Below are 22,525 nucleotides of genomic sequence, written 5' to 3'. Positions count from 1 at the left end.
CGAGAGATACGACTGGCGACAACCGGCTGGTCAGACGCCCCGTACAAGGTGCCAAAGTCATCCCCCGGCACCTGCCGGTGCCGGATCGGCGTCGGACCGGATGTCGATGCGCCAACCGGTGAGCCGGGCTGCGAGCCGCGCATTCTGCCCTTCTTTGCCGATCGCCAGCGACAGCTGGTAGTCGGGGACGACGACACGGGCCGCCTTGCCCCCGAGGTCGACGACCTCGACAGACACAACCTTCGCCGGCGACAGCGCATTCCCGACGAACTTGCCCGGGTCGGTGTCGAAGTCGATGATGTCGATCTTCTCGCCGGCGAGCTCGCTCATCACGTTGCGCACCCGCTGGCCCATCGGGCCGATACACGCGCCCTTGGCGTTGAGGCCGCTGACACCGGTATGCACCGCGATCTTCGAGCGGTGACCTGCCTCGCGGGCGACGGCGACGATCTCCACCGAGCCGTCCTCGATCTCGGGGACCTCGAGCGAGAAGAGCTTGCGGACGAGGTTCGGGTGGGTGCGCGAGAGGGTGATCTGGGGTCCGCGCGGTCCCCGCGACACCCCCACGACGTAGCACTTGATGCGGTCGCCGTGGGTGTAGGTCTCGCCGGGCACCTGCTCGGCGGGCGGGATGACGCCCTCGGCGCTGTTGGCGTCGCTGCCGATCTGGACGACGATCATGCCGCGTGCGTTGGCGCGGGCGTCCTGCTGCACGACGCCGCCGACGATCTCGCCCTCGTGTGTGACGAAGTCGCCGAAGTTCTTCTCGTTCTCGGCGTCGCGCAGCCGCTGCAGGATGACCTGCCGGGCGGTGGTGGCGGCGATCCGGCCGAAGCCTTCGGGGGTGTCGTCCCACTCGTGGACGACGTCGCCGTTCTCGTCGAGTTCCTGGGCCATCACGCGCACCGCACCGGTCTTGCGGTTGACGTCGATGCGGGCGTGCGGCGCGAAGCCCTCGGTGTGGCGGTAGGCGGTCAGCAGCGCGGTCTCGATGGCGGTGATGACGGTGTCGATCGAGATGCCCTTGTCGGCTTCGATCATGCGCAGCGCGTTGATGTCGATGTTCATGTGGGCTGGGCTCCTATTCATTTGTCGGTGTATTCACTTGTCTGCGGTGTACGTGTGGCGGCGCGTCGTGTCCGTTGTCCATGATCGCCGATGGCGGTGGGTCAGGTGTCCGATTGCGCGGCGTCGGACCGGCGGCGATCGATCTCGTCGTCGTCGAGGCCGCAGAGTCTCAGTTCGGCGGCGCTCGGCTTGCTGAAGTCGACCTGGACGACGGCCTTGACCACCGACGCCAACGCGATCTCGTCGGTGCGCATCCGGCCACGGTCGTTGTTCACCAGCGCGACGCGGCCGTCGTCGAGAGTGCCGATGCGGCCGGTCACGGTGCGGGTGGTGTCGCCCTCACGCAGCTCGACGGTGACCTTGCGCCCGCGTGCCCGCCGCCAGTGCCGTTCGGCGGTCAGCGGCCGGTCGATGCCCGGCGAGGTGACCTCGAGGGTGTATGCGGCATCGGCGGTGGCGGGGGCTTGATCGAGCACGTCGGAGACCGCGGTGGACAGATCGGCGAGCACGTCGAGCTCGCTGCCGCCGTCCCGGTCGACGACGACGGTGACCTCGTCGCGGTCGGCGACCGACCGCACGGAGACGTCTTCGAGATCGAAGCCGTTGGCGGCGACCACCGGGTCGATGACATCGCGTACCTGCTCGGCTCTGATCGCCACGACCACTCCTCCGTGTTCAGTTGTTCCGCGTGTCGGTCCGGTCGATCATCGTAGTGGATCGGGACGGGATCGGCCCGCACGGTCCGCCCCGGCGGGTGAGGCGACGAGCGTCCGACGCAGCGACTGGCATCATGTGTCGGGTGAGGACTCCCCTGACCCGGCGCGCGGTGCTGCGCGGCGGCCTGGTCGCCGCGGCCGGGACCGTCGCGCTGCCGGCAATCGCCGCCTGCGACCGCGGCCCGACCCCGGAACAGGTCACCGCGGCCGCCCTGCTGCCGATGGCCGACGCCGCACTCGCCGATCAGCTTGCTGCGCAACAACTCTCACCACAGGAACCGGAGTACTCGGCGGCCCTGACGGTGATCGCGACGCAGCGCGGTGATCACGCCCGTGCCCTGCGGGAGGAGATCACCCGCCTTGATCAGCGGACTGCCGACCGCATCGCCACGCCCGGTTCGGCATCGGGGACTGCATCGGCGACCCCGTCTGCCGACGCTTCGGCGGCGCCACCGGTTACCTCACCCACCCCGACGACGGTGTCGGGCCTGCGGGCGGCGTTGGGTGTCTCGGCCCGGAACGCGGGCGATGCCGCGGTGTCGCTGAGTGGCTATCCGGCGGGTCTCGCCGGATCGATCAGTGCCTCGGTGACGACCATGGTGGAGGTGCAGCTCGCATGACCGCCACCACCGATGCGCTGGCCGACGCGGTCGACGTGGAGAACGCGGCGATCTTCACCTACGGGGTGAGCACCGCGTTCGTGTCGGCGGCGCGGCGGGCGACCGTCGCCGAATACACTGCGGCACATCGTGCCCGCCGTGACGAGCTCGTGGCCGCGCTCACCGCGGCGAAGGCAACCGTGCCGGAACCCGCTGCGGGATACACCCTTCCGGTGCCCGTCAACGACTCGGTGAGCGCCGTGCGGGCCCTGCTGGCCGCCGAGGTCGACTGCACCGTCGCCTATCGTTCGCTCAACGAGAAGGCCGAGGACGCGGCGTCCCGACGACTCGGTCTCGACGGCAACACCGCCTCGGCCCTGCGGGCCGCGCGGTGGCGGGTGGTGTTGCGGGAATCGCCTGCGACGGTGGCGTTTCCGGGGCGGGTCTGAGGTCGCCTCCGACCGAGATGAGGTCGCAGGCGACTCGGCCGCGCTGTGCAAGCTCAGCCGGGAGGTACAAGCTCAGCCGCGCTGTGCGAGCTCAGCCGAGGTCGCGCTGTCGAATCACGTCGCGTCGCACCCCGATTCGACACCTCCTCTGCCGCGCCCGGCGCGCTATGCGCGCGCGGCCGCCACGATCTGCTCCACCGCCCCGTCGACCGGCACCTCGGTGGCCTCACCGGTGAACCGGTCACGAATCTCGATGGTGCCGTTGGCATATCCGCGGCCGACCACCACGACGGTCGGCACGCCGAGCAGTTCGGCGTCCTTGAACTTGACGCCCGGGGACGCCTTGCGGTCGTCGAGCAGGACCTCGAGCCCGGCGGCGTCGAGGTCGGCCGCGAGCTCGTTGGCGCCGGTGATGGCGGCCTCGTCCTTGTTCGCGATCACGAGGTGAACGGCGAACGGCGACACCGACTTCGGCCAGCGCAGACCCTTGTCGTCGTGGCACTGCTCGGCGATCACCGCGACCAGTCGGGACACGCCGACACCGTAGGACCCCATGGTGAGGCGGACCGGCTTGCCGCTCTCGCCGAGGACGTCGACCTCGAAGGCGTTGGTGTACTTCTGGCCGAGTTGGAAGATGTGTCCGATCTCGATGCCCTTTGCGGATACCAAGGCGCCCTTGCCATCCGGCGACGGATCGCCGTCGCGGACCTCGGCGGCCTCGATGGTGCCGTCGGCGGTGAAGTCACGCCCGGCGACCAGATCCACGACATGCTTGTTGGGGGCGTCGGCACCGGTGATCCACCGCGTGCCGTCGACCACACGCGGGTCGACGAGGTAGCGGAAACCGTTGGCGATCAACCCATTCGGTCCGACGTAGCCCTTGACGAGGCCGGGGTTGGCGGCGAAGTCCTCGTCGGTGAGCAGTTCCACCTCGGCGGGTTCCACCGCGGCTTCGAGACGTTTGAAGTCGACCTCCCGGTCGCCGGGCACGCCGACGCCGGTGATCTCCCACTCGCCGCCCGGCTGCCGGACCTTCACCAACACGTTCTTGAGGGTGTCGGCGGCGTCGTACGTGCCGCCGAGGGTGTCGTTGGCCCAGGCCACCAGGGTGGCGATGGTCGGCGTGTCCGGGGTGTCGTGCACCACGGCGGCGGGGATGTCGTCGAACGGAATCGGTTCGGGCGCAGGCGTGATCACCGCTTCGACGTTGGCCGCGTAGCCGGATTCCAGGCAGCGGACGAAGGTGTCCTCGCCGACCTCGCTCTCGGCGAGGAACTCCTCGGACGCACTGCCGCCCATCGCCCCGGAGGTGGCGGCGACGATCACGTACTTGACGGCCAACCGGGCGAAGATCTTCTGGTACGCCTCCCGGTGGGCGTGGTAGGCGGCCTTGAGTCCGTCGTCGTCGAGGTCGAAGGAGTAGGAGTCCTTCATGATGAACTCGCGGCCGCGCAGGATGCCGGCGCGCGGCCGTTCCTCGTCGCGGTACTTGGTCTGGATCTGATAGATGACCAGCGGCAGATCCTTGTACGACGAGTACTCCCCCTTGACGAGTTGCGCGAAGAGTTCCTCGTGGGTGGGGCCGAGCAGCATGTCGGCGCCCTTGCGGTCCTTGAGCCGGAACAGGCCGTCGCCGTATTCGGTCCAGCGACCGGTGGTCTCGTAGGGGTCGCGCGGCAGCAGCGCGGGCAGCAGGATCTCCTGTGCGCCGATCGCATCCATCTCCTCGCGGACGACCTTCTCCACCGCGCGCAGCACCTTGAGACCCAGCGGCAGCCAGCTGTAGACGCCCGGCGCCGCCCGGCGGACGTAGCCGGCGCGCACGAGCAGTTTGTGGCTGGGCACCTCGGCGTCGGCGGGGTCGTCGCGCAGAGTGCGCAGGAACAGGGAGGACATGCGGGTGATCACAGTTGACCAGCTTAACGACCGGCGATCGGACCTCGTTATGGTGTTGCGGTGCTCGTCATCCTGCCTCCCTCCGAGACCAAGAGCGACGGCGGCCGCGGCGCACCGCTGGACCTCGACACGCTCTCGTTCACCGAGCTGAACCCGATCCGCAAACGCATCGGGGACGTCCTCGTGGACCTCGCCCGCGACCTCGATGCGAGCCGCGAGGCGCTCGGCCTCGGCCGCACCCAGCTCGCCGAGGTGGACCGCAACGCCGACCTGTGGCTCTCCCCCACCCGGCCTGCGATCGAGCGCTACACCGGGGTGCTCTACGACGCGCTCGACCACTCCTCGCTGACCCGCGCGGGCAAGGCCAAGGCCGCCGACCGGCTGGCGATCGGGTCGGCGCTCTTCGGGGTCGTCCGCGCCGCGGACATGATTCCCGCGTATCGGCTCTCCGGCGGCTCGAAGCTGCCGGGACTGCCGACGCTAGCGTCGGTCTGGAAGCCGCACCTGTCCGATGCGCTCGACGCGGTGGACGATTTCGTCGTCGACCTGCGGTCGGGGGTGTATCACCAGCTGGGTCCGGTGCACGGCGCGGTGACGGCGACGGTGGTCACCGAGGCGGCCGACGGCTCCCGAAAAGTGGTCAGCCATTTCAACAAGCACTACAAGGGATTGATGGCGCGCGAGCTCGTGGCGACGCGCCGCACGGTCCGTGACATCAACGGGTTGGCGGCCGTGCTGTCCGACGCGGGGCAGCGGGTGGAGATCGCGCGGGCCGATCAGATCGTGGTGATCACCGACTGAACGTCAACCGCCTTGCGCAGGGCCGTTCGACGGTCGCAGTTGCCGGTCGGCGGGCGATCAGCGATGGGTCTGGCCGGCGTCCGGGTCGAGCCCGGCGTCGGCTGCCTCCTGGGCGGCCTGGCCCTCGGCGACCTCTTCGGGCGTGAACCGCATGAACAGCACGGCGACGGTGCAGATGACCGCGATACCGGCACAGCAGGCGAACGCCAGGCCGTAGCCGTTGGCCTGCGCGGCCAGCTGCGTGGGATTCATCCGCTCGACGGGTCCGGTGGTACCGCCCAGCGACAACGCGCGTGAGGTGACCAGGGCGCCGACGGCGACCAGGCCGATCGCGCCACCGAGATTCTGGGCGACCTGCGCGAGCGCGGTCAGCGGGCCGATCTCGGTCGGGGCGACGCCGGCCACCACCGAGAGGGTCAGCGGGATGACCGCGAAGCCGACGCCCACGCCGATGATGACGATGGGCAGATAGATGCTCGGGAAATACGCCGGGCTCTTCGTCGCGATCGACGACGCGTAGAGGCAACCCGCGAGGATCACCGCCCCACCGCACAGGACGAGCCAGCGCGGCTGGATGCGCAACGCGAGCTTGGAGGCGACCGCCGCGGCGATGCCGAGACCGAACGCGAACGGCACCACGGCCAGACCGCTCTGCACCGGCGTGTACTTGAGGATGCCCTGCAGGTACAGCGAGATGAACACGGCCATGCACATCATGATCATGCTGGCGAAGAAGATGGCGACGAGCGCGGCGACGCGACTGCTGTTGTCGAACAGCACGAACGGCAGGATCGGGTTGCTCGCGCGGCGCTCGACGAGGATGAACGCGATGAAGGCGAGGCCGCCCAGCACAAACGACCCGACGACGATCGGCCGGCCCCAGCCGGCCGGACCCTCGTTGACCGCCAGCACCAGCAGGGTGCAGCCGAGGGTGCCCAGCACCGCTCCCTTGATGTCGAGCGCGAGGCGGACACCCTGCGACTCCCGCAGGTACATCACGGCCCCGGCCGCCACCAGCAGCCCGATGGGCACGTTGATCAGGAACACCAGCCGCCACGACACCTGGGTCAGCAGTCCACCGAAGATCAGGCCGGCCACCGAACCGATGCCGGTCATCGCCGCATAGATCGCGAACGCCTGACTGCGTTGCTTACCGGGCGCGAAGGTGGTCGCCACCAGGGCCATCGCGGTGGGTGCGGCGACCGCCGCCGATGCCCCCTGCAGCGCGCGGCCGAGGATGAGGCTGCCCTCGTTCCAGGCCAGTCCGCACAGCAGCGAGGTGACGGTGAAGGCGGCCACGCCGAACACGAACATGCGTTTGCGCCCGAAGGTGTCGCCGAGCCGTCCGCCGAGCAGCATCAGGCCGCCGAAGGCCAGGACGTAGCTGCTGATGATCCAGTTGGAGCCCGACTCGGAGAGGTTCAGGGCGTCGCGGATCCGGGGCAGCGCGAGTGCGGCGACGGTGCCGTCGAGCACCATGAGCAACTGCATGCCGGACAGAACGAGGATCGCCGGACCGAAGACGCTGCGATACTCCGGGGCGGCGCTGTGCGCCGGCGGAGACGTTTCCGGTGCGGACATAACGTCCGACGCTACCGGTCACCGGGTGGGATTTGCCAATCCCCATTGACCAGATGCAGGGAGATGTCGAGCTCAGGACGCGAGTTCGGTGAACCCTGCCACATCGCCGATGACGACGATCGCGGGCGGTCGCAGCGCCTCACCGGCCGCGGTCTCGGCGGCGTGGGCGAGGTCGGTGCGCAGGACCCGTTGGGTCGGCAGCGATGCGTTCTCGATCATCGCCACCGGTGTGTGGCCCGGTTTGCCGCCGGCGAGCAGCGCATCGGCGAAGACGTCGACGCGTTCGACCGCCATCATCAGCACGAGGGTGCCCCGCAGTTGCGCCACTACCGACCAGTCGATGAGGGAGTCCGGGTGTCCGGGCGGCACGTGACCCGACGCGATCACCACCTCGTGGGTGACGCCGCGGTGGGTGACCGGGATGCCCGCGGCCGCGGGTGCGGCGATCGGGCTGCTGATACCCGGGACGACGGTGACCGGGACGCCGGCCGCGACACACGCCTGGACCTCCTCGAAGCCGCGGCCGTAGACGTATGGGTCGCCGCCCTTGAGCCGCACGACGAACTTCCCGGCCTGCGCGCGGTCGACGAGGATCGCGTTGATGGCCTCCTGCTTCATCGCCCGCCCGTAGGGCACCTTCGCCGCGTCGACGATCTCCACCTGGGGGCCGAGCTCGGCGAGCAGCTGCGGCGGCGCCAGGCGGTCGGCGACGACGACGTCGGCGACCTGCAGCAGTTTCTGGCCGCGGACGGTGATGAGGTCCGGGTCGCCCGGCCCGCCGCCGACGAGCGCCACACCCGGCGCGTGCGGGGCGTCGTCGTCGACGCTCAGCGACCCGTCGGCGAGGGCACGGCCGATCGCTGCCCGCAGGGCCGCGGACTGCCGGTGGTCGCCGCCGGCGAGCACCCCGAATTGCAGGTCGCGGTGCCGGCCCGAGGCCGGGGTCACGGCGGTGCCGTATCGGGCGTCGTCGGCGCGCACACAGAAGGTGTGGTGCGTTTCGGCGTCGGCGACCACCTCGGCGTTGACCGCCGGATCGTCGGTGCAGGCCATCACGTACCAGGCGCCGTCGAGGTCACCCTTCTGGTAGGCGCGTCGATGCACGGTGATCCCCGGCGTCGACTCGACCGCCGGAGTCGGGTCGAGCGCCACCACGTGAACGTGGGCACCGGCCGCGAGCAGGTTGGGCAGCCGGCGCTGCGCGACCGATCCGCCGCCGACGAGCACGACCTTGCGGTCGGTCAGGTCGAGCCCGGCCAGATAGTGATTCCGCTCGGCGGTCGAATCGGGCGTGACCGGGTCGGACGGGGTGGAGGCAGGCATGGGTGCAGATCCTACCGACGGGATCCGACTCGCCGCAGACCCCGCACACCGATCGCGGGGAGATCAGTCCTGCACGGTCAGGACGGCAGCTGACCGGTTCGGCGGACCGCCTCCCACACGTCGACCACCGGCACACCCCAACGGTGTGCCGAGGACCGGATCATCTGCGCGAGGAGCACCGACGCGGCGTATTCGCCGACGGCGGTGTCGGCCGAATGCGAGCGGATGTCGTTCCACCACGTGATGTTGCCGCAGCCGGCGGCCTCGGCCATCGCGATGGCGGTGTCGAAGCCCGGCATGCGGTCGGCCGCGGGTGCATCGGCCGATTCGCCGCTGCACGCGCACGGGGAGCAGTCACCGCAACCCGCCGGCTCGGACTCGACCATCAGGTCGAGCACCGGGCCGTTGAACCGCGGTCCACCGAATCGGTCTTCGCGGAAGAGCGGGTCGCCCAGCACGGTCATCAGGCCCCCACCTCGGCGAGGTGGCCCTTGCGGCGGGCGCGCTCCAGCGCACGCTCGCGCGACGCCTCGAACTTCTCCACCTTGACGTTCAGGTCTTCGAGGTAGGCACCGAGGAGGTCGCGATAGTGCTGGCCGAGGGGGCCGAAGTCGTCGCGTTCGAAGATGCGCCACTTGCGCAGCACCGGCATGACGACCTCCGAGAGGTGCTGCGGCAGATCGTAGATCCCACCCTTGGCGATGAGCACCGCGTTGCGGCGGAAGTTCGGCATGGTGGCGCCGGGCATCTGGAAGTTCGAGACGATGCCGTAGATCGCGGCCATGGTCTGGTCGGGCACGAGGTCGAGCGCACCGGCGACGATGTTGCGGTAGAAGAGCATGTGCAGGTTCTCGTCGGCTGCGACACGCTGCAGCATGCGGTCGGCGATGGGATCGCCGCACGCCTTGCCGGTGTTGCGGTGGCTGACGCGGGTGGCCAACTCCTGGAAGCTGACGTAGCTGACCGCGTAGAGCATGTCGAAGCTGTGGTCACGCTGGCCGTCGTCGGCGGGCAGCGGGTTGAATCCGTGGGTCATGTGTTCCATGCGGATGTTCTCCAGCTCCACCGGGTCGACACCGCGGGTGACGACCAGGTAGTCGCGCATCACTATGGAGTGACGCATCTCCTCGGCTGTCCACCGGCCGACCCAGAAGCCCCAGGCGTCGTCGAGGCTGAAGTTGTCGGCGATCACGCGGTGATACGACGGCAGGTTGTCCTCGGTGAGCAGGTTCGTGATCATCGCGGCCTTCGCCACCTCGGAGAGCTGCGACTGCTCCGGATCCCAGTCGATGCCGCCCAGCGCGGCGAAGTTACGGCCGTCGTCCCACGGCACGTAGTCGTGTGGATGCCAATCCCGGGTCATCTTCATGTGGCGCTCGACTTCGGTCTCACACACGGGGAGCAGCTCACGGAGGAGGTCGGAGCCGGTCATCTCCGAACCGATCAGACTGGTCATGTGGATCGTGTCCTCATTTCTCGGTCTTGAAGTATTCATCTGTCGTCAGGCGGTTGTCGGCACTGGCGGCCCGGGCTGCGGGCACGTCGTCGGGCCGGCACATTTCGAGGCAGATACCAACACTGCTCGGCGATCACGCTCCCGACGTGAGCCGAAAGTCCTCAATCGACCGGGACCCTAGTGCCGAATTTCGCGACCCACTTGCCGCGCGGGGAGCGCCGGAGGGGTCCGAACTGCGGTACCGTCGGACCCATGTCTGTGGATGCCACCGGGCAGGACCCCACCCCCGACACGCCGGTCCGCGTCTACCTCGTCGACGACCACGAACTGGTGCGACGCGGTCTGCGCGACCTACTCAGCACCGCGGCCGACCTGGAAGTGGTGGGCGAGGCCGCGACCGTCGGCGAGGCACGCGTCGGCATTCTGGCCGCCAAGCCGGACGTGGCGGTGCTCGATGTCCGCCTGCCCGACGGCAACGGCGTCGAGCTGTGCCGCGACGTGCGCGCCGCCGAGCCGTCGGTGCACTGCCTGATGCTCACCAGCTACGCCGACGACGACGCCCTGCTGGCCGCCGTCCTGGCCGGCGCGTCCGGCTTCGTCCTCAAACAGATCCTCGGGAACAACCTCATCGAGGCGGTCCGCACCGTGGGCCGCGGTGGATCGCTGCTCGACGACCGGAGCACCGCCGCCCTCCTGGCGAAGCTCCGCAACGGCAAGGACACGGCCGCCGATCCCCTCGCCGAACTCACGGCGCAGGAACGTGAGGTGTTCAACCTGATCGGTGACGGCCTGACGAACCGCCAGATCGCACAGAAGATGTACCTGGCGGAGAAGACCATCAAGAACTACGTGTCGCGCATCCTGGCCAAACTGGACATGCAGCGGCGCACCCAGGTCGCGGTGATGGCCACCAAACTGCGCGACGGCAAAATGTAACCTCCCCCCCTCCCAGCGACGGCGTGAGTTTCACGCGGCGGAATTGTGGTGATGCGCCACATACTTCCGTCGCACCGGACGAAAAGTGCCGCATCGAGCGCAGGGTCGCGTGGCGGGCAGGGTGGTGGCGTCACGGGCAGATGCCGTGGGCGCGGAGGGTGGCGACGACCCTGGGGTGCAGGCGCGCGACCGGATGCAGCGCGTCCGACCAGATCCACCGCACCACGCCGAGGCCGCGATCCCGGATGCCGGATGCCGTCCTCGCGCCGCTTCTCGTCGTAAATCACCTCCTCGGGTAGGCGTTCGCCGAATGGACTCGCCCGGTGGTACTTGAGCCGGCCGTCGAATTCGCCGACCACCCGCAGCACCCCGTCGTCGTCCCGCCAGCCGAAATCGCACCACACCGTTTTCGTTCGGCCCCGAACCGTGATCGAGACCTCCACCTGCAGGTCCGGCGCCGGGATCAGTGGGCACTCGCCGAGAACGAGCCGGGACAGCGACTCGCCGACGCTTTCGGACCGCCCATCCGCCAGCAGAGCGGCAGCCCGCAGCATGGCGATGCCCGGATGCCGGGCCAGTCGCCCCGCGCACTCGTCGATCTCGTCTGCCCGAACCCCCAGGTGGAGCCCGGAGTCCAAAACGCACAGCGCCTGGCGTAGATCGCCGAGCCGCGCGATGTCGCAGACCGTGCGGGTGAGCGTGGTGACGGGTATTCCGTCCATTTCGGTGATGTCGTCGCGGGCCAGACGGGAGCGATGGATGACACCGCGTGCGGTGGTTCGACCCGTGGTGGCAGAAATGAAGTGCACCAACGACAGATCGGGCCACAGCATCGGCACGCCGTGCAACACGCCGGCCGACGTGTGGCTGACGGTGCGGACGTCGGTGCCATGACGCGCCGCCGCGACGACGATCTGCCGGTGCCGTCGGAGCCGATCGGTGTATGTCGAGCCGGTCGTCGGAGACGACGTGTCCTCGGCGGGTAGGTAGGCGCCCTGCCACACCCGCTGCGCCTCATGTCGCTTGACCGCACGGCGCAGCTGCCCGTCCGTGACGCCGCGCGCCATCGCATCCGACCGGTACAGTGCGCCATCCCCGAACTCGAATCCGCTCATCCACCGATCGTGCACCGCGGCCGCCCACACCCCGCTCACCCATCCACAGGGGCGCGGACGCCTGTGGAGAAGCCAGTGAGGCGCAATTACGTTGGTGCGGCGCAATTTTCCGCCGCACCGAGCAAAGACCGCCGCATAGAGCAGCCACCCAATCCCGTCCGCTACCCCGTCAGCGGGACCGCCCACGTGAGCGTGGTACCGCCACCCGGGCGGGTGACGACACTGAACGTCCCGTCGCACTGATCGGCCCGGCGGGTCAGGTTGTCGAGCCCGCGGTAGTTCACGTCGGTGCCGATGCCGAGGCCGTCGTCGCTGATCTCCACCGACAGCACGTCGTCGTCGGCGCTCACCGACACGTCGATGTGATCGGCGTGCGCGTGCCGCAGCGCGTTGGAGAGCCCCTCGCGCAGCACCGCGTCGATGTGCGGGCCCAGCGACTCGGGCACGACGGTGTCGACCGGCCCGGCGAACTGCACGCCCGGCGAGATCGGGGCGTGCACGGCCAGTTCGGCGACGATGTCGAGCACGCGCCGGCGCAGCGTCGAGGCGTCGCTGTGGCCGGCGACGGTCTGCAGATCGAAGATCGAGGTGCGGATCTGCGCGATCGTGCGGTCGAGGTCGGTGACCACCTGATCGAGTCGCGCCGTGACCGACGGGTCGGGCTGCGACCCCGCCATCGCGGCCGCCTGCAACGTCTGCACCGACATGCCGATCGCGAACAGCCGCTGGATGACGTGATCGTGCAGGTCGCGGGCGATGCGGTGGCGGTCCTCGAGCACCTCGAGATCGCGGGCCATCTGCTGTTGTTCTGCGTAGGCGACCGCGAGGGAGGCGACCTCGGCGACGCCGGCGACACCCGATGCGTCCTCGTCGGCCCAGTCGGGCCGCTCGCGGTGGGTGATGACGATCCACCCGAATTCGCCCGCGGCACGCTGCATCGGCTGGATCGAGGCCCAGGATGCCTTGCGGCGCACCAGTTCCGACGGGATCTCGGCGGCCGGCACGACGATGAGGTGTCGGTCGGCGGCGAACGACATGTCGCCGGCGGCGACCGGCGCACCCGTGTGCCCCTGCACACTGATCGACCCGTCGTCGTCGGTGAGCAGGAACACGTCGACCGCGGAGGTCAGTTCGGCGACATCGCCACACAGTCGGGACAGTGTGTCGGACAACGCGATTCCGGCCAGCGGCTCGGAGCCGCGGCGCGCGATGACCCGTGTCCAGCGGTGCCGGGTGCGGGCACGCTCGAACAGGCGGGCGTTGTCGACGGCGATCCCGGCGGCCACCGCGAGCACTCCGACGAGGGTCTCGTCGACCTCGCTGAACTCGAGGGCGGACTGCTTCTCGGTGAGGTAGAGGCTGCCGAACACCGAGCCGCGCACGATGATCGGCGCGCCCAGGAAGGTGCTCATCGGCGGGTGTCCCTCGGGAAATCCCACGGAGGCAGGGTGCTTCGCCAGCGAGGGGATGCGCAGCACCTGCGGGTGGGCGATGAGTTCGCCGAGCACCCCGCGCCCCACCGGGAGATGATCCATCTTGGCGCGCTGCGAGGGGCTGATGCCCGTGTACACGAAGGCGCTGAGCGTGCCGTCGGGCCCGCGGACACCGAGCGCGGCATAACGGGCGTCGACCACCGCCGACGCCATCTCGACGATGCGCTGCAGCGCGTGATCGAGTTCGAGGCCCTGTCCCACGACGAGCACCGCCTCGAGGAGATCGCGCAGGATCGCGGGATCGTCGGCGCCGTGCGCGGCGAGTGCGTCGAGGGCGTCGGCGAGGCCCTTGGGGGTCAGACCCTGGTTCATCCTGCGCGCTCCTCTATTCCGGCCGGCATCGCTGCCCGGGCGTGTGTGACGAAACGTGTGACCGCCGACGGCGTTCCGGCCGGGTGCACGTGCAGATACGAGGCGTGCACCGACCCGGTGGCCACCCCGTGCGTGCCCGCGACTCCGTGGTGATCGCGCCACGCCCAAGCACTTTCGACGCCTGCGGGGCCGGCGATGACCGTCGACCGATGGAACTCGTGGCCGGTGACCCGCTCCCCCGCGACGAACGCCACCGAGTCGCCGACCGCGACCGCGTCGCGGTATCCGAGGGTCAGGGTGGGTCCGAACCGGCCCACCACGTCGAGCACACCGGCCATCGGATGACCGTCGAGTTCGGTTGCGAGATAGAGCAATCCGGCGCACTCGGCCAGGATCGGCCGACCGGCGGAGGCATGTGCGGCGAGGTCGGCGCGCAACGGCTCGTTGGCCGAGAGCGCTTCGGCGTGTTCTTCGGGGAAGCCGCCCCCGATCACCACGCCGGCCGTCCCCGGTGGCAATCGGTCGTGCAGCGGATCGAAGCCGACCACTTCGGCGCCGGCCGCGCTCAGCATTTCACGGTGCTCGGCATAGCCGAAGGTGAACGCGGCACCGCCCGCGACGGCCACCACCGGGCGTGTCCCCGAGTCGACGACGCTGTCGCCCAGCACATCCGACGCCGACCATGGTTCGGCGGGCACGCCGCGGCTGCTCTGTGCGGCCGCGACGATCGCCGGAAGGTCCAGGGCCGCACCGACGGTGGCGGTCATCGCGGCGACCGCGCGGACGGCGTCGTCGCGCCGCTCGGCGGCCGGGATCAGCCCGAGATGCCGGGACGGCACCCGCAGATCCGGATCCCTTTGCAGCACACCGAACACCGGCAGTCCGACCCGCGCGCACGCCTGCCGCAGCACCCACTCGTGGCGATCGGAGCCGACACGATTGAGGATGACCCCGGCGATGCGGATCGACGGATCGTAGGCGATGAAACCGTGCAGCAGGGCCGCGACCGACTGACTGTGTCCGGCGGCGTCGACGACGAGAATCACCGGTGCGCCGATCAGCCGTGCCACGTGGGCGGTGGAACCGTATGCGGCGGGCTCATATTCGGCGAGACCCGAATCGCCCGGCCCGGCGCCGCCGTCCCCGCCGATGATGCGGCCGTCGAACAGTCCCATCACGCCTTCCACGACGGCGATGTCGGCGCCGGCGGACCCCGCGGCGAAGAGCGGACCGATCAGGTCCGGGCCGACGAGGTTGGGATCGAGGTTGCGGCCCACGACACCGGCGGCGACCGCGTGATAGCCGGGGTCGATGTAGTCGGGTCCCACCTTGAACGGCGCCACCCGGTGCCCGGCCGCGCGCAGCGCGCCGATCAGCCCGGTCGACACGGTCGTCTTGCCGCTGCCCGAGGCGGGGGCGGCGATGACGATCGCGGGCGTGGTCACCACTCGATTCCCTTCTGGCCCTTGCGGCCGGCGTCCATCGGGTGCGCGACCTTGCGCATCTCGGTCACCAGGTCGGCCGCGTCCATCAGCGCCGCCGGAGCCCGCCGGCCGGTGATGACGACATGCTGTTTGCCCGGCCGGTCCCGCAACGCGGCGATCACCTCGTCGGTGTCGACCCACCCCCAGTCGAGCGGGTAGGTGAACTCGTCGAGCACGTAGAAGTCGTGCTCGGCCGCCGCGAGGCGCCGGGCGATCTCGGCCCAGCCGGCGCGGGCGGCGGACGCGTGGTCGGCGTCGTGGTCGGCGTTGGCGCGCAACCACGACCAGCCCTGACCCATCTTGTGCCACTCGACCGGGCCGCCGGCGCCGGTCTGCTCGTGCACGTCACCCAGCGTGGTCAGCGCGGTCTCCTCGCCGACTTTCCACTTCGCGCTCTTCACGAACTGGAATACCGCCACCCGCATCCCGGCGTTCCACGCCCGCATCGCCATGCCGAACGCCGCCGTCGACTTACCCTTGCCGTCACCGGTGTGCACCGCGAGCACGGGCAGATTGCGCCGCTGTCGGGTGGTCAATCCGTCGTCGGGTATCGCGTCGGGAACTCCTTGCGGCACTAGTGGTCCTCCTGCTGTCGCGTTGTCGTCGGGGAATCCGGACGTCAGGCCGCTCGGCCTCGACCGGTGAGTGCACCGAGGGTGAGTTCGTCCATCGGCAGACACGGTGCGCGCAGGGCCCCGGCCAGCTCGGCGGCCAGGCCCAGCCGGATCATGCCTTGCTCACAGTCGACGACGACGGCGTCGGTGCCGCGGCGACCGATGTCGGCGGCCGCCGCGCGCGCCCGGCCGGCGGCGTCGGCACCGGCGGTGGCGCGGCCGTCGGTCAGGACCACCAGGAGCGGCCGGCGGTCGGGTTCGCGGCGCAGCGCGCGCTCGATGAGGTCGGCGGCGGTGTGGAGTCCTTCGGCCAGTGGTGTCCGGCCACCGGTGCGGACGTCGGCGAGGCGCCGCACGGCGATGTCGACGGATTTGGTGGGCGGGACCGCGACGGTCGCCTGCGACCCGCGGGCGACGACGACCGCCACCCGATCGCGGCGGGTGTAGGAGTCGCGCAGCAGGGCGACGCACAGTTCGCTGACCGCGGACAGGCGGCGGCGGGCGGTCATCGATCCGGACAGGTCGACGAGGAACACGACGAGGTTTCCCTCCTGCCCGATTCGGGCGGCGGCGCGCAGATCGTCGGCGGTCACCCGGACGGTGCCCGTCGCGGGCCGGCGTTCGGCGGCCGACAGGACGGTGCCGAACAGGTGGACGGGTCGGCCGGAGTGGAATTCGACCGCATGCGTGGTGTGTCCGCGTCGCGACCGCGCCCGTGAGCGGCGTCCGGGGTCGCCGTCGCCGACACCGTCGACCCGCAGCGGACGCATCCGGCGCACCGCCGACGACGTGGGCGGGGTGCCGAACATCGCCCCCGACACCGCGTCCGACGTAGCCGGGTCGACGTCGGCCGGTTCGGCCGCAGCGTTCGCTTCCGTTGCGGCGGTGGATGATTCCGGCGTCGCGCCGCCGTCGGGCGGCGATCCCCCGTCGCCCGGGCCGGGGTCGGTCGGATCGGGATCGGTGGGATCGGGGTCGGTGGGTTCCGGCCCGGGTCCGGTGTCCGCGGCGTCACGGCCGGCGTCCATGGCTTCGTCGAGTTGCGTTGAACTCAAACCGGATTCGTCGAACGGCTGACGGCGACGACGGTGCGGCAGGGCCAGCTCGGCGGCGATCCGCACATCCTCCTCGGCGACCTCGCCGACGCCGCGCCACGCGGCATGCGCGGCCGCGGTGCGCGCAACCACGATGTCGCCGCGCAGTCCGTCCACCTCGAGATGCGCACAGATGGCCGCGACGCGGCGCAGTTCGGTGGCCGGCACCCTCACCGTGGGCATGGCCGCCCGGGCGGCGCTGATCCGGTGGGCCAGATCGGCTTCGTCGGCCGCATGACGCGCGGCGAAACCCGGTGGGTCGGCGTCGAACTCCATGCGGCGGGCGATGATCGCGACGCGTTCGTCGATGTCGCGGCCGGCGGCGACGTCGACGGCGAGACCGAATCGGTCGAGGAGTTGCGGGCGCAACTCTCCTTCTTCCGGGTTCATCGTCCCGACGAGCACGAAGTCGGCGGATTGGGTGTGCGACACGCCATCTCGTTCGATGGTCACCCGTCCGCTCGCGGCGGCGTCGAGCAGCACGTCGACGAGGTGGTCGGCGAGCAGGTTGACCTCGTCGATGTAGAGGACGCCGCCGTCGGCGCGGGCGAGCAGGCCGGGGGTGAACTCGGCGCGCCCCTCCGACAGGACGGTCGTCAGGTCGAGCGACCCGATCACCCGGTCCTCGGTCGCCCCGATGGGCAGCTCGACCACCCGGGCGCCCTCCCCGAGCAGCGGTCCGAGGCCGCGGACGATGGTCGACTTCGCGGTCCCCTTCTCCCCGCGGATGAGCACACCGCCGATTCCGGGGGCGATCGCCGAGAGGATCAACGCGAGTTTGAGGCGTTCCTGGCCGACGACGGCGCTGAACGGGTAGCGAACCGGTTCCGGCCGGGCGCCCGACACTGCCGACCGTGTCACGCCGGGGCCCCCTGGGGGTCGCGGCGCATCGTCACGTGCGGGATGCCGTCCTCGAGGTACTCCTCGCCGTCGGGCACGAATCCGAACTTGCCGTACATCTCCTTGAGGTAGGCCTGCGCCTCGATGACACACGGGGCCGACCCGATCTCCGCGAGGGCCGCGGTCATCAACCGGGCGGTGAGTCCCTGGCCACGCCGGGAGCGTTCGGTGCAGACACGACCGATGCGGAACAGCGGACTGCCGTCGCCGGCGGGCGGGTCGACGAGCACCCGCAGCGTGGCGAGCACCCGGTCGTCGGCATCGTCGATCCAGTACTGCCGCGTCTGGGGTTCGAGATCCCGGCCGTCGAGTTCCGGATACGGACACGCCTGCTCGACGACGAACACGTCGACGCGCAGCCGCAGAATCCGGTACAGGGTCGCTGCGTCGAGGTCGACCGAACGACTGTGATGCAGTTGTTCGCCACCCGGTGTGTGCCCTGCGGTCATGGTGTTGTGACTACCACAGTCGCGCTGTCGGACACCACCGGAGGGTCGTGCGTCAGACCGCGGGAGCCGGGACGCGATCGGTCGCGGCCTGCTGCGCGACGGTGCCGCGCTTGAGTTGCAGGCTCGAATTGGTCCAGTCCCACACCTGCCGGAACAGGTCGCGGTTGTCGTTGAGCTTCTGCCCGAACGACGGGATCATCTCGGTCAACGCCGACGTCCAGCCGCTGTACTCGTTCGGGAAGCACTTCTCGAGCACCTGCAGCATCGCGGGCACCGCGGTGGAGGCTCCGGGCGATGCGCCCAGCAGTCCGGCAATGGTGCCGTCACCGGCCGCGACGACCGCGGTACCGAACTCGAGCGTCCCGCCGACACCGGTCTTGCGGATCACCTGCACGCGCTGACCTGCGGTGATGAGTTCCCAGTCGCCGCCGTCGGCGCGCGGCACGAACTCCGAGAGGGTGTCGACGCGGTCGGCGCGGCTGGCGGCGAGCTCGCTGATCAGGTACTTGAGCAGGCCGAATTCCTGCGGTGCGATCGACAGCATCGGCAGCAGGTTGCCGGGCTTGATGGTGCTGGGCAGGTCGGCGGCGCTGCCGAACTTGAGGAACTTGGGCGACCACCCGGCGTACGGCCCGAACAGCAGACCGGGCTTGTGGTTGATGACGCGGGTGTCGAGGTGCGGCACCGACATCGGCGGTGCGCCGACGGCGGCCTGACCGTACACCTTGGCGTGATGCTCCCCGATCAGGTCGGGGTTGGTGCAACGGAAGAACTCGCCCGACACCGGGAACCCGCCGAAGCCCTTGGCCTCTTTGATCCCGGATTTCTGCAGCAGATGCAGGGCCCCGCCGCCGGCACCCACGAAGACGAACTTCGCGTGCACGGACACGGTCCGCCGGGTGCGCTCGTTACGCACCTTCATCATCCAGCTGCCGTCGGACTGCTTGGAGAGGTTGGTCACCTGATGCCCGAAGTAGATGTCGGCACCGGTGCGGCTGACGAAGTTGAGGAGCTGTTGGGTCAGGGCGCCGAAGTCGACGTCGGTGCCCTCGGTGAACCAGTTGAGCGAGACCGGATCGGCGAAGTCGCGTCCTGTCGACATGAGCGGGAGCCGCTCGGCGAAGGTCTCCGCGTCGTCGATGAACTCCATGCCCTCGAACAGCACCTGGCCGGCGAGCCGGTCGTACCGCGTGCGCAGGTACTCGACGCCGGCGGCGCCGTGGGTGAACGCGACGTGCGGGATCGGGTTGATGAACTCGCTGGGGTCCCCCAGAATCCCGGAGTCGACCGAGTTCGCCCAGAACTGCCGCGACACCTGGAACTGCTCGTTGATGTTGATCGCCTTGTCGATGTTGACGTCACCGTCGGCGGTCTTCGGGGTGTAGTTGAGCTCGCACAATGCCGAGTGTCCGGTACCGGCGTTGTTCCACGGATCGCTGCTCTCGGCGGCGGCGGCATCGAGCCGTTCGAACAGGCTGATCGACCAGTCCGGCTGCAGACGGCGCAGCAACGTGCCGAGGGTCGCACTCATGATTCCCGCGCCGACAAGTGCGACGTCCGTCTTGATCACCGATTGAGACACCTGGTATCTCCCATGTCAGCCGAGGTGGACGATCGACGCGGCAGACGAGGTCGGCCCTGTCCGTCGTCCCTGTCACCGGCCATTGTTCCCCATCTGGCCGCCTGCGAAAGAATCGCCTACGGCAAATGTGGGATGAACGACACTTCTCGGTCGGATTCTCGTCGTCTTCACGTCGGTCGGCGTTCTCTCGGGCACGCCCTAGAGTGGTTCTCGTGACCCAAGCCGATTCCTGGCAGCCCGACCATCTGCTCGACCGCTACGAGGTGCGCACGATCCCACTGGGCGAAGATCCCGACGGCGAGGACCCGATCACCGCGACTCTCGTGCGTAAGTCGGGTCCGGAACCGACGGAGGGCGGCGCCGGGAGCGCAGCGAGCGGGCCACGTGTACCCCGCGCGGTGCTCTACGTGCACGGATTCACCGACTATTTCTTCCACGAGCCACTCGCCGACTTCTTCCACGCCCACGGTTACGCGTTCTATGCGTTGGACCTGCGCAAGTGCGGGCGCTCCTACGCCGCGCATCACACCGCCCACTTCGTGACCGACCTTCGTGACTACGACGAGGAGCTCGGCAAGGCCCTCGACCTCGTCGTCGCCGAGACCGGGGGTCCGGTGCTGGTGGCGGCGCATTCGACGGGAGGACTGATCACGCCGCTGTGGCTGGACCGGTTGCGCACCGCCGACGCGCGTCGGCACGCGCAGGTCGCCGGGTTGCTGCTCAACAGCCCGTGGTTCGACCTGCAGGGCCGCCCCGTACTGCGGTCGGCGCCGGTGTCGCTGGTGCTGCGTGCCGGTGCGGCGATCCGCCCGCGGACGGTGATCCCGCAGGAACTGTCCGAGGGCTACGGACAGAGCATCCATGAGAGCGGCAACGGCGAGTGGGCCTACGAGTTGTCCCTCAAACCGATGGGCGGTTTCCCGGTGACGTTCGGATTCCTCCGCGCGGTACGCGCCGGCCATACGAGACTGCATCGCGGCATCGATGTCGGGGTGCCGTCGCTGGTGCTGCGGTCGGACAAGACGGTGTTCGACGAGGGCTATCCCTCGTCGCTGGACAACTCCGACGTGGTGCTCGACGTCCGCCAGATCGCGCGCTGGTCCGGTTGCCTCGGCGACCGGGTCACCTGTGTGCCGATCACCGACGCGCGCCACGACGTGTTCCTCTCGGTGAAGGCGGCGCGCGAGCGGGCCTACCGGGAGGTCGAGAACTGGTTGGGCAGCGTGCTGAGACCGACCGTCGCCGACACCGGGGTGTCCGCATGACCACGACGCAGCGGGTCGATCTCGCGATCATCGGATCGGGCAGCGGCAACTCCATCCCCGACGAACGGTTCGACGACGTCTCGATCGCCATCTTCGAGGAAGGCGTCTACGGCGGTACCTGTCTGAACGTCGGATGCATTCCGACGAAGATGTTCGTCTACGCCGCGGAGGTCGCCGACATCGCGCGCGAGGGTGCGCGGCTCGGCGTACACGCCCGGGTCGAGTCGGTGGACTGGCCGTCGATCGTCGATCGGGTGTTCGGCCGGATCGATCCGATCTCGGAGGGCGGCAAGGAGTATCGCGTCGATCGCTGTGACAATGTCACGGTCTACGCGCAGCACGTCGAGTTCGACGGCACCACCGACGACGGCCGCTATCGCCTGGTGACCGCGGATGCGGTGGTCGAGGCGTCGAACGTCGTGATCGCCGCCGGGTCGCGGGCCACCATCCCGTCGGTCATCGCCGAGTCCGGTGTCCGGTACTACACCAACGACGACGTGATGCGCCTGCCGGAACTCCCGCAGCGTCTGGTGATCGTCGGAAGCGGTTATATCGCAGCGGAATTCGCGCACGTGTTCGGGTCGCTGGGCAGCGACGTGTCGATCGTGGCGCGCGGACCGCGGCTGCTGCGCCGGCTCGACGACGAGATCGCGGTGCGGTTCACCGAGGTGGCGCGCAAATCGTGGGACGTGCACTCGTCGTCGCCGGTCACCGGCGCGTGCAACCTCGCCGGTGGTGGAATCCGCGTCAGCCTGACGGGCGGCGATCATCTCGAGGGTGATGTGCTGCTCGTCGCGACGGGCCGGCGGCCGAACGGCGATCGGCTGAACCCGGACTCGATCGGCGTGCGCCTCGACGACGAGGGGCGGGTGGTGGTGGACTCGCACGGTCGTACCGATGCCCGCAACGTGTGGGCGCTGGGTGACGTCAGTTCGCCCTATCAGCTCAAACACGTCGCCAACCACGAGGAGCGCGTCGTCCAGGCGAACCTGCTGAAGGGTTGGGACGCAGACGACCTCGACGCGTTCGATCACCGGTTCGTGCCGGCGGCGGTGTTCACCCATCCGCAGATCGCCAATGTCGGGCTCACCGAAAGGGAGGCCTACGCGCAGGGCCTCGACATCACGGTGAAGGTGCAGGACTACGGTGACGTGGCCTACGGCTGGGCGATGGAGGACACCACCGGCTTCTGCAAGATCATCGCCGAACGGGGCACCGGACGGATCCTCGGCTGCCACATCATGGGACCGCAGGCGCCCACGGTGATCCAGCCGGTCATCCAGGCGATGTCCTTCGGGCTGACCGTCCCGGACATGGCTCGCGGGCAGTACTGGATTCATCCGGCGATGCCGGAAGTGCTGGAGAATGCCCTGCTGGGGCTGGAGATCTGAC

At 69.5% G+C, this 22,525-nt stretch carries 20 protein-coding genes; 6 read left to right on the top strand and 14 right to left on the bottom strand.

Going from position 1 to position 22,525, the window contains the following annotated elements; genetic code table 11:
* Positions 1-57 precede the first annotated feature (57 nt).
* Both nusA and rimP read right to left on the bottom strand, forming a co-directional pair.
* Positions 58-1,068, bottom strand: coding sequence for a transcription termination factor NusA (nusA, locus tag ACWDTI_RS17370; RefSeq protein ID WP_449739346.1), 1,011 nt, complete (start codon positions 1,066-1,068; stop codon positions 58-60).
* Between the two features lie 101 nt (positions 1,069-1,169).
* Entirely contained in the window at positions 1,170-1,727 is a 558-nt protein-coding gene (gene rimP, locus ACWDTI_RS17365) for a ribosome maturation factor RimP (RefSeq protein WP_449739345.1), read from the bottom strand.
* A 131-nt stretch (positions 1,728-1,858) separates the two neighbouring features.
* Here rimP and ACWDTI_RS17360 point away from each other — a divergent pair, with 131 nt between their 5' ends.
* Together ACWDTI_RS17360 and ACWDTI_RS17355 are read left to right on the top strand one after the other, a co-directional pair.
* A complete protein-coding gene (locus tag ACWDTI_RS17360) occupies positions 1,859-2,404 on the top strand; it encodes a hypothetical protein (protein WP_449739344.1) in 546 nt (181 codons plus the stop codon).
* Positions 2,401-2,832, top strand: coding sequence for a ferritin-like domain-containing protein (locus ACWDTI_RS17355; RefSeq protein ID WP_449739343.1), 432 nt, complete (start codon positions 2,401-2,403; stop codon positions 2,830-2,832). The genes ACWDTI_RS17360 and ACWDTI_RS17355 overlap by 4 nt, the downstream gene beginning before the upstream one ends.
* 165 nt (positions 2,833-2,997) lie before the next feature.
* Here the strand turns inward: ACWDTI_RS17355 and ACWDTI_RS17350 are convergent, their stop codons facing one another.
* A complete protein-coding gene (locus tag ACWDTI_RS17350) occupies positions 2,998-4,728 on the bottom strand; it encodes a proline--tRNA ligase (protein ID WP_449739342.1) in 1,731 nt (576 codons plus the stop codon).
* A gap of 60 nt (positions 4,729-4,788) precedes the next feature.
* Between ACWDTI_RS17350 and yaaA the strand changes: the two genes are divergently transcribed.
* Entirely contained in the window at positions 4,789-5,529 is a 741-nt protein-coding gene (yaaA, locus tag ACWDTI_RS17345; RefSeq protein WP_449739341.1) for a peroxide stress protein YaaA, read from the top strand.
* 57 nt (positions 5,530-5,586) lie between these two features.
* Here the strand turns inward: yaaA and ACWDTI_RS17340 are convergent, their stop codons facing one another.
* The 4 genes from ACWDTI_RS17340 to ACWDTI_RS17325 form a co-directional block, all read right to left on the bottom strand.
* Entirely contained in the window at positions 5,587-7,110 is a 1,524-nt protein-coding gene (locus tag ACWDTI_RS17340; protein ID WP_449739340.1) for an MFS transporter, read from the bottom strand.
* Positions 7,111-7,182: 72 nt separating this feature from the next.
* A complete protein-coding gene (cobA, locus tag ACWDTI_RS17335) occupies positions 7,183-8,433 on the bottom strand; it encodes a uroporphyrinogen-III C-methyltransferase (RefSeq protein WP_449739339.1) in 1,251 nt (416 codons plus the stop codon).
* A 77-nt stretch (positions 8,434-8,510) separates the two neighbouring features.
* On the bottom strand, positions 8,511-8,897 hold the full coding sequence (locus tag ACWDTI_RS17330; RefSeq protein WP_449739338.1) for a hypothetical protein: 387 nt from the start codon (positions 8,895-8,897) through the stop codon (positions 8,511-8,513).
* Positions 8,897-9,889 carry an acyl-ACP desaturase gene (locus tag ACWDTI_RS17325; protein WP_449739337.1) on the bottom strand — a complete coding sequence of 331 codons (993 nt, stop codon included), beginning with the start codon at positions 9,887-9,889 and terminating at the stop codon, positions 8,897-8,899. Before ACWDTI_RS17325 ends, ACWDTI_RS17330 begins: the two co-directional genes overlap by 1 nt.
* A gap of 252 nt (positions 9,890-10,141) precedes the next feature.
* Here ACWDTI_RS17325 and ACWDTI_RS17320 point away from each other — a divergent pair, with 252 nt between their 5' ends.
* Positions 10,142-10,825, top strand: coding sequence for a response regulator (locus ACWDTI_RS17320; RefSeq protein ID WP_449739336.1), 684 nt, complete (start codon positions 10,142-10,144; stop codon positions 10,823-10,825).
* Here ACWDTI_RS17320 and ACWDTI_RS17315 read toward each other — a convergent pair.
* From ACWDTI_RS17315 to mqo, 7 genes are all read right to left on the bottom strand, one after another.
* Positions 10,735-11,940, bottom strand: a complete 1,206-nt coding sequence (locus ACWDTI_RS17315; protein WP_449739335.1) for a hypothetical protein — start codon at positions 11,938-11,940, stop codon at positions 10,735-10,737. The two genes, ACWDTI_RS17320 and ACWDTI_RS17315, sit on opposite strands and share 91 nt — an antisense overlap.
* A gap of 161 nt (positions 11,941-12,101) precedes the next feature.
* Positions 12,102-13,745: a GAF domain-containing protein gene (locus ACWDTI_RS17310; protein WP_449739334.1), complete on the bottom strand. Its 1,644-nt coding sequence runs from the start codon at positions 13,743-13,745 to the stop codon at positions 12,102-12,104.
* Entirely contained in the window at positions 13,742-15,193 is a 1,452-nt protein-coding gene (locus tag ACWDTI_RS17305; RefSeq protein ID WP_449739333.1) for a cobyrinate a,c-diamide synthase, read from the bottom strand. The genes ACWDTI_RS17310 and ACWDTI_RS17305 overlap by 4 nt, the downstream gene beginning before the upstream one ends.
* Positions 15,187-15,804: a cob(I)yrinic acid a,c-diamide adenosyltransferase gene (cobO, locus tag ACWDTI_RS17300; protein WP_449739332.1), complete on the bottom strand. Its 618-nt coding sequence runs from the start codon at positions 15,802-15,804 to the stop codon at positions 15,187-15,189. The genes ACWDTI_RS17305 and cobO overlap by 7 nt, the downstream gene beginning before the upstream one ends.
* 44 nt (positions 15,805-15,848) lie before the next feature.
* A complete protein-coding gene (locus ACWDTI_RS17295; protein ID WP_449739331.1) occupies positions 15,849-17,798 on the bottom strand; it encodes an AAA family ATPase in 1,950 nt (649 codons plus the stop codon).
* Positions 17,795-18,286, bottom strand: coding sequence for a GNAT family N-acetyltransferase (locus tag ACWDTI_RS17290; protein ID WP_449739330.1), 492 nt, complete (start codon positions 18,284-18,286; stop codon positions 17,795-17,797). Before ACWDTI_RS17290 ends, ACWDTI_RS17295 begins: the two co-directional genes overlap by 4 nt.
* A gap of 52 nt (positions 18,287-18,338) precedes the next feature.
* Positions 18,339-19,868 carry a malate dehydrogenase (quinone) gene (gene mqo, locus ACWDTI_RS17285; protein ID WP_449739329.1) on the bottom strand — a complete coding sequence of 510 codons (1,530 nt, stop codon included), beginning with the start codon at positions 19,866-19,868 and terminating at the stop codon, positions 18,339-18,341.
* 125 nt (positions 19,869-19,993) lie between these two features.
* Here mqo and ACWDTI_RS17280 point away from each other — a divergent pair, with 125 nt between their 5' ends.
* Both ACWDTI_RS17280 and ACWDTI_RS17275 read left to right on the top strand, forming a co-directional pair.
* Positions 19,994-21,133: an alpha/beta hydrolase gene (locus ACWDTI_RS17280; RefSeq protein ID WP_449739328.1), complete on the top strand. Its 1,140-nt coding sequence runs from the start codon at positions 19,994-19,996 to the stop codon at positions 21,131-21,133.
* Complete coding sequence (locus tag ACWDTI_RS17275) at positions 21,130-22,524, top strand: mycothione reductase (protein ID WP_449739327.1); 1,395 nt, start codon at positions 21,130-21,132, stop codon at positions 22,522-22,524. Before ACWDTI_RS17280 ends, ACWDTI_RS17275 begins: the two co-directional genes overlap by 4 nt.
* Position 22,525: the final 1 nt, after the last annotated feature.

Source organism: Gordonia sp. NPDC003424, from assembly GCF_053588655.1.
This window is presented reverse-complemented; position numbering and strand designations above follow the sequence as displayed.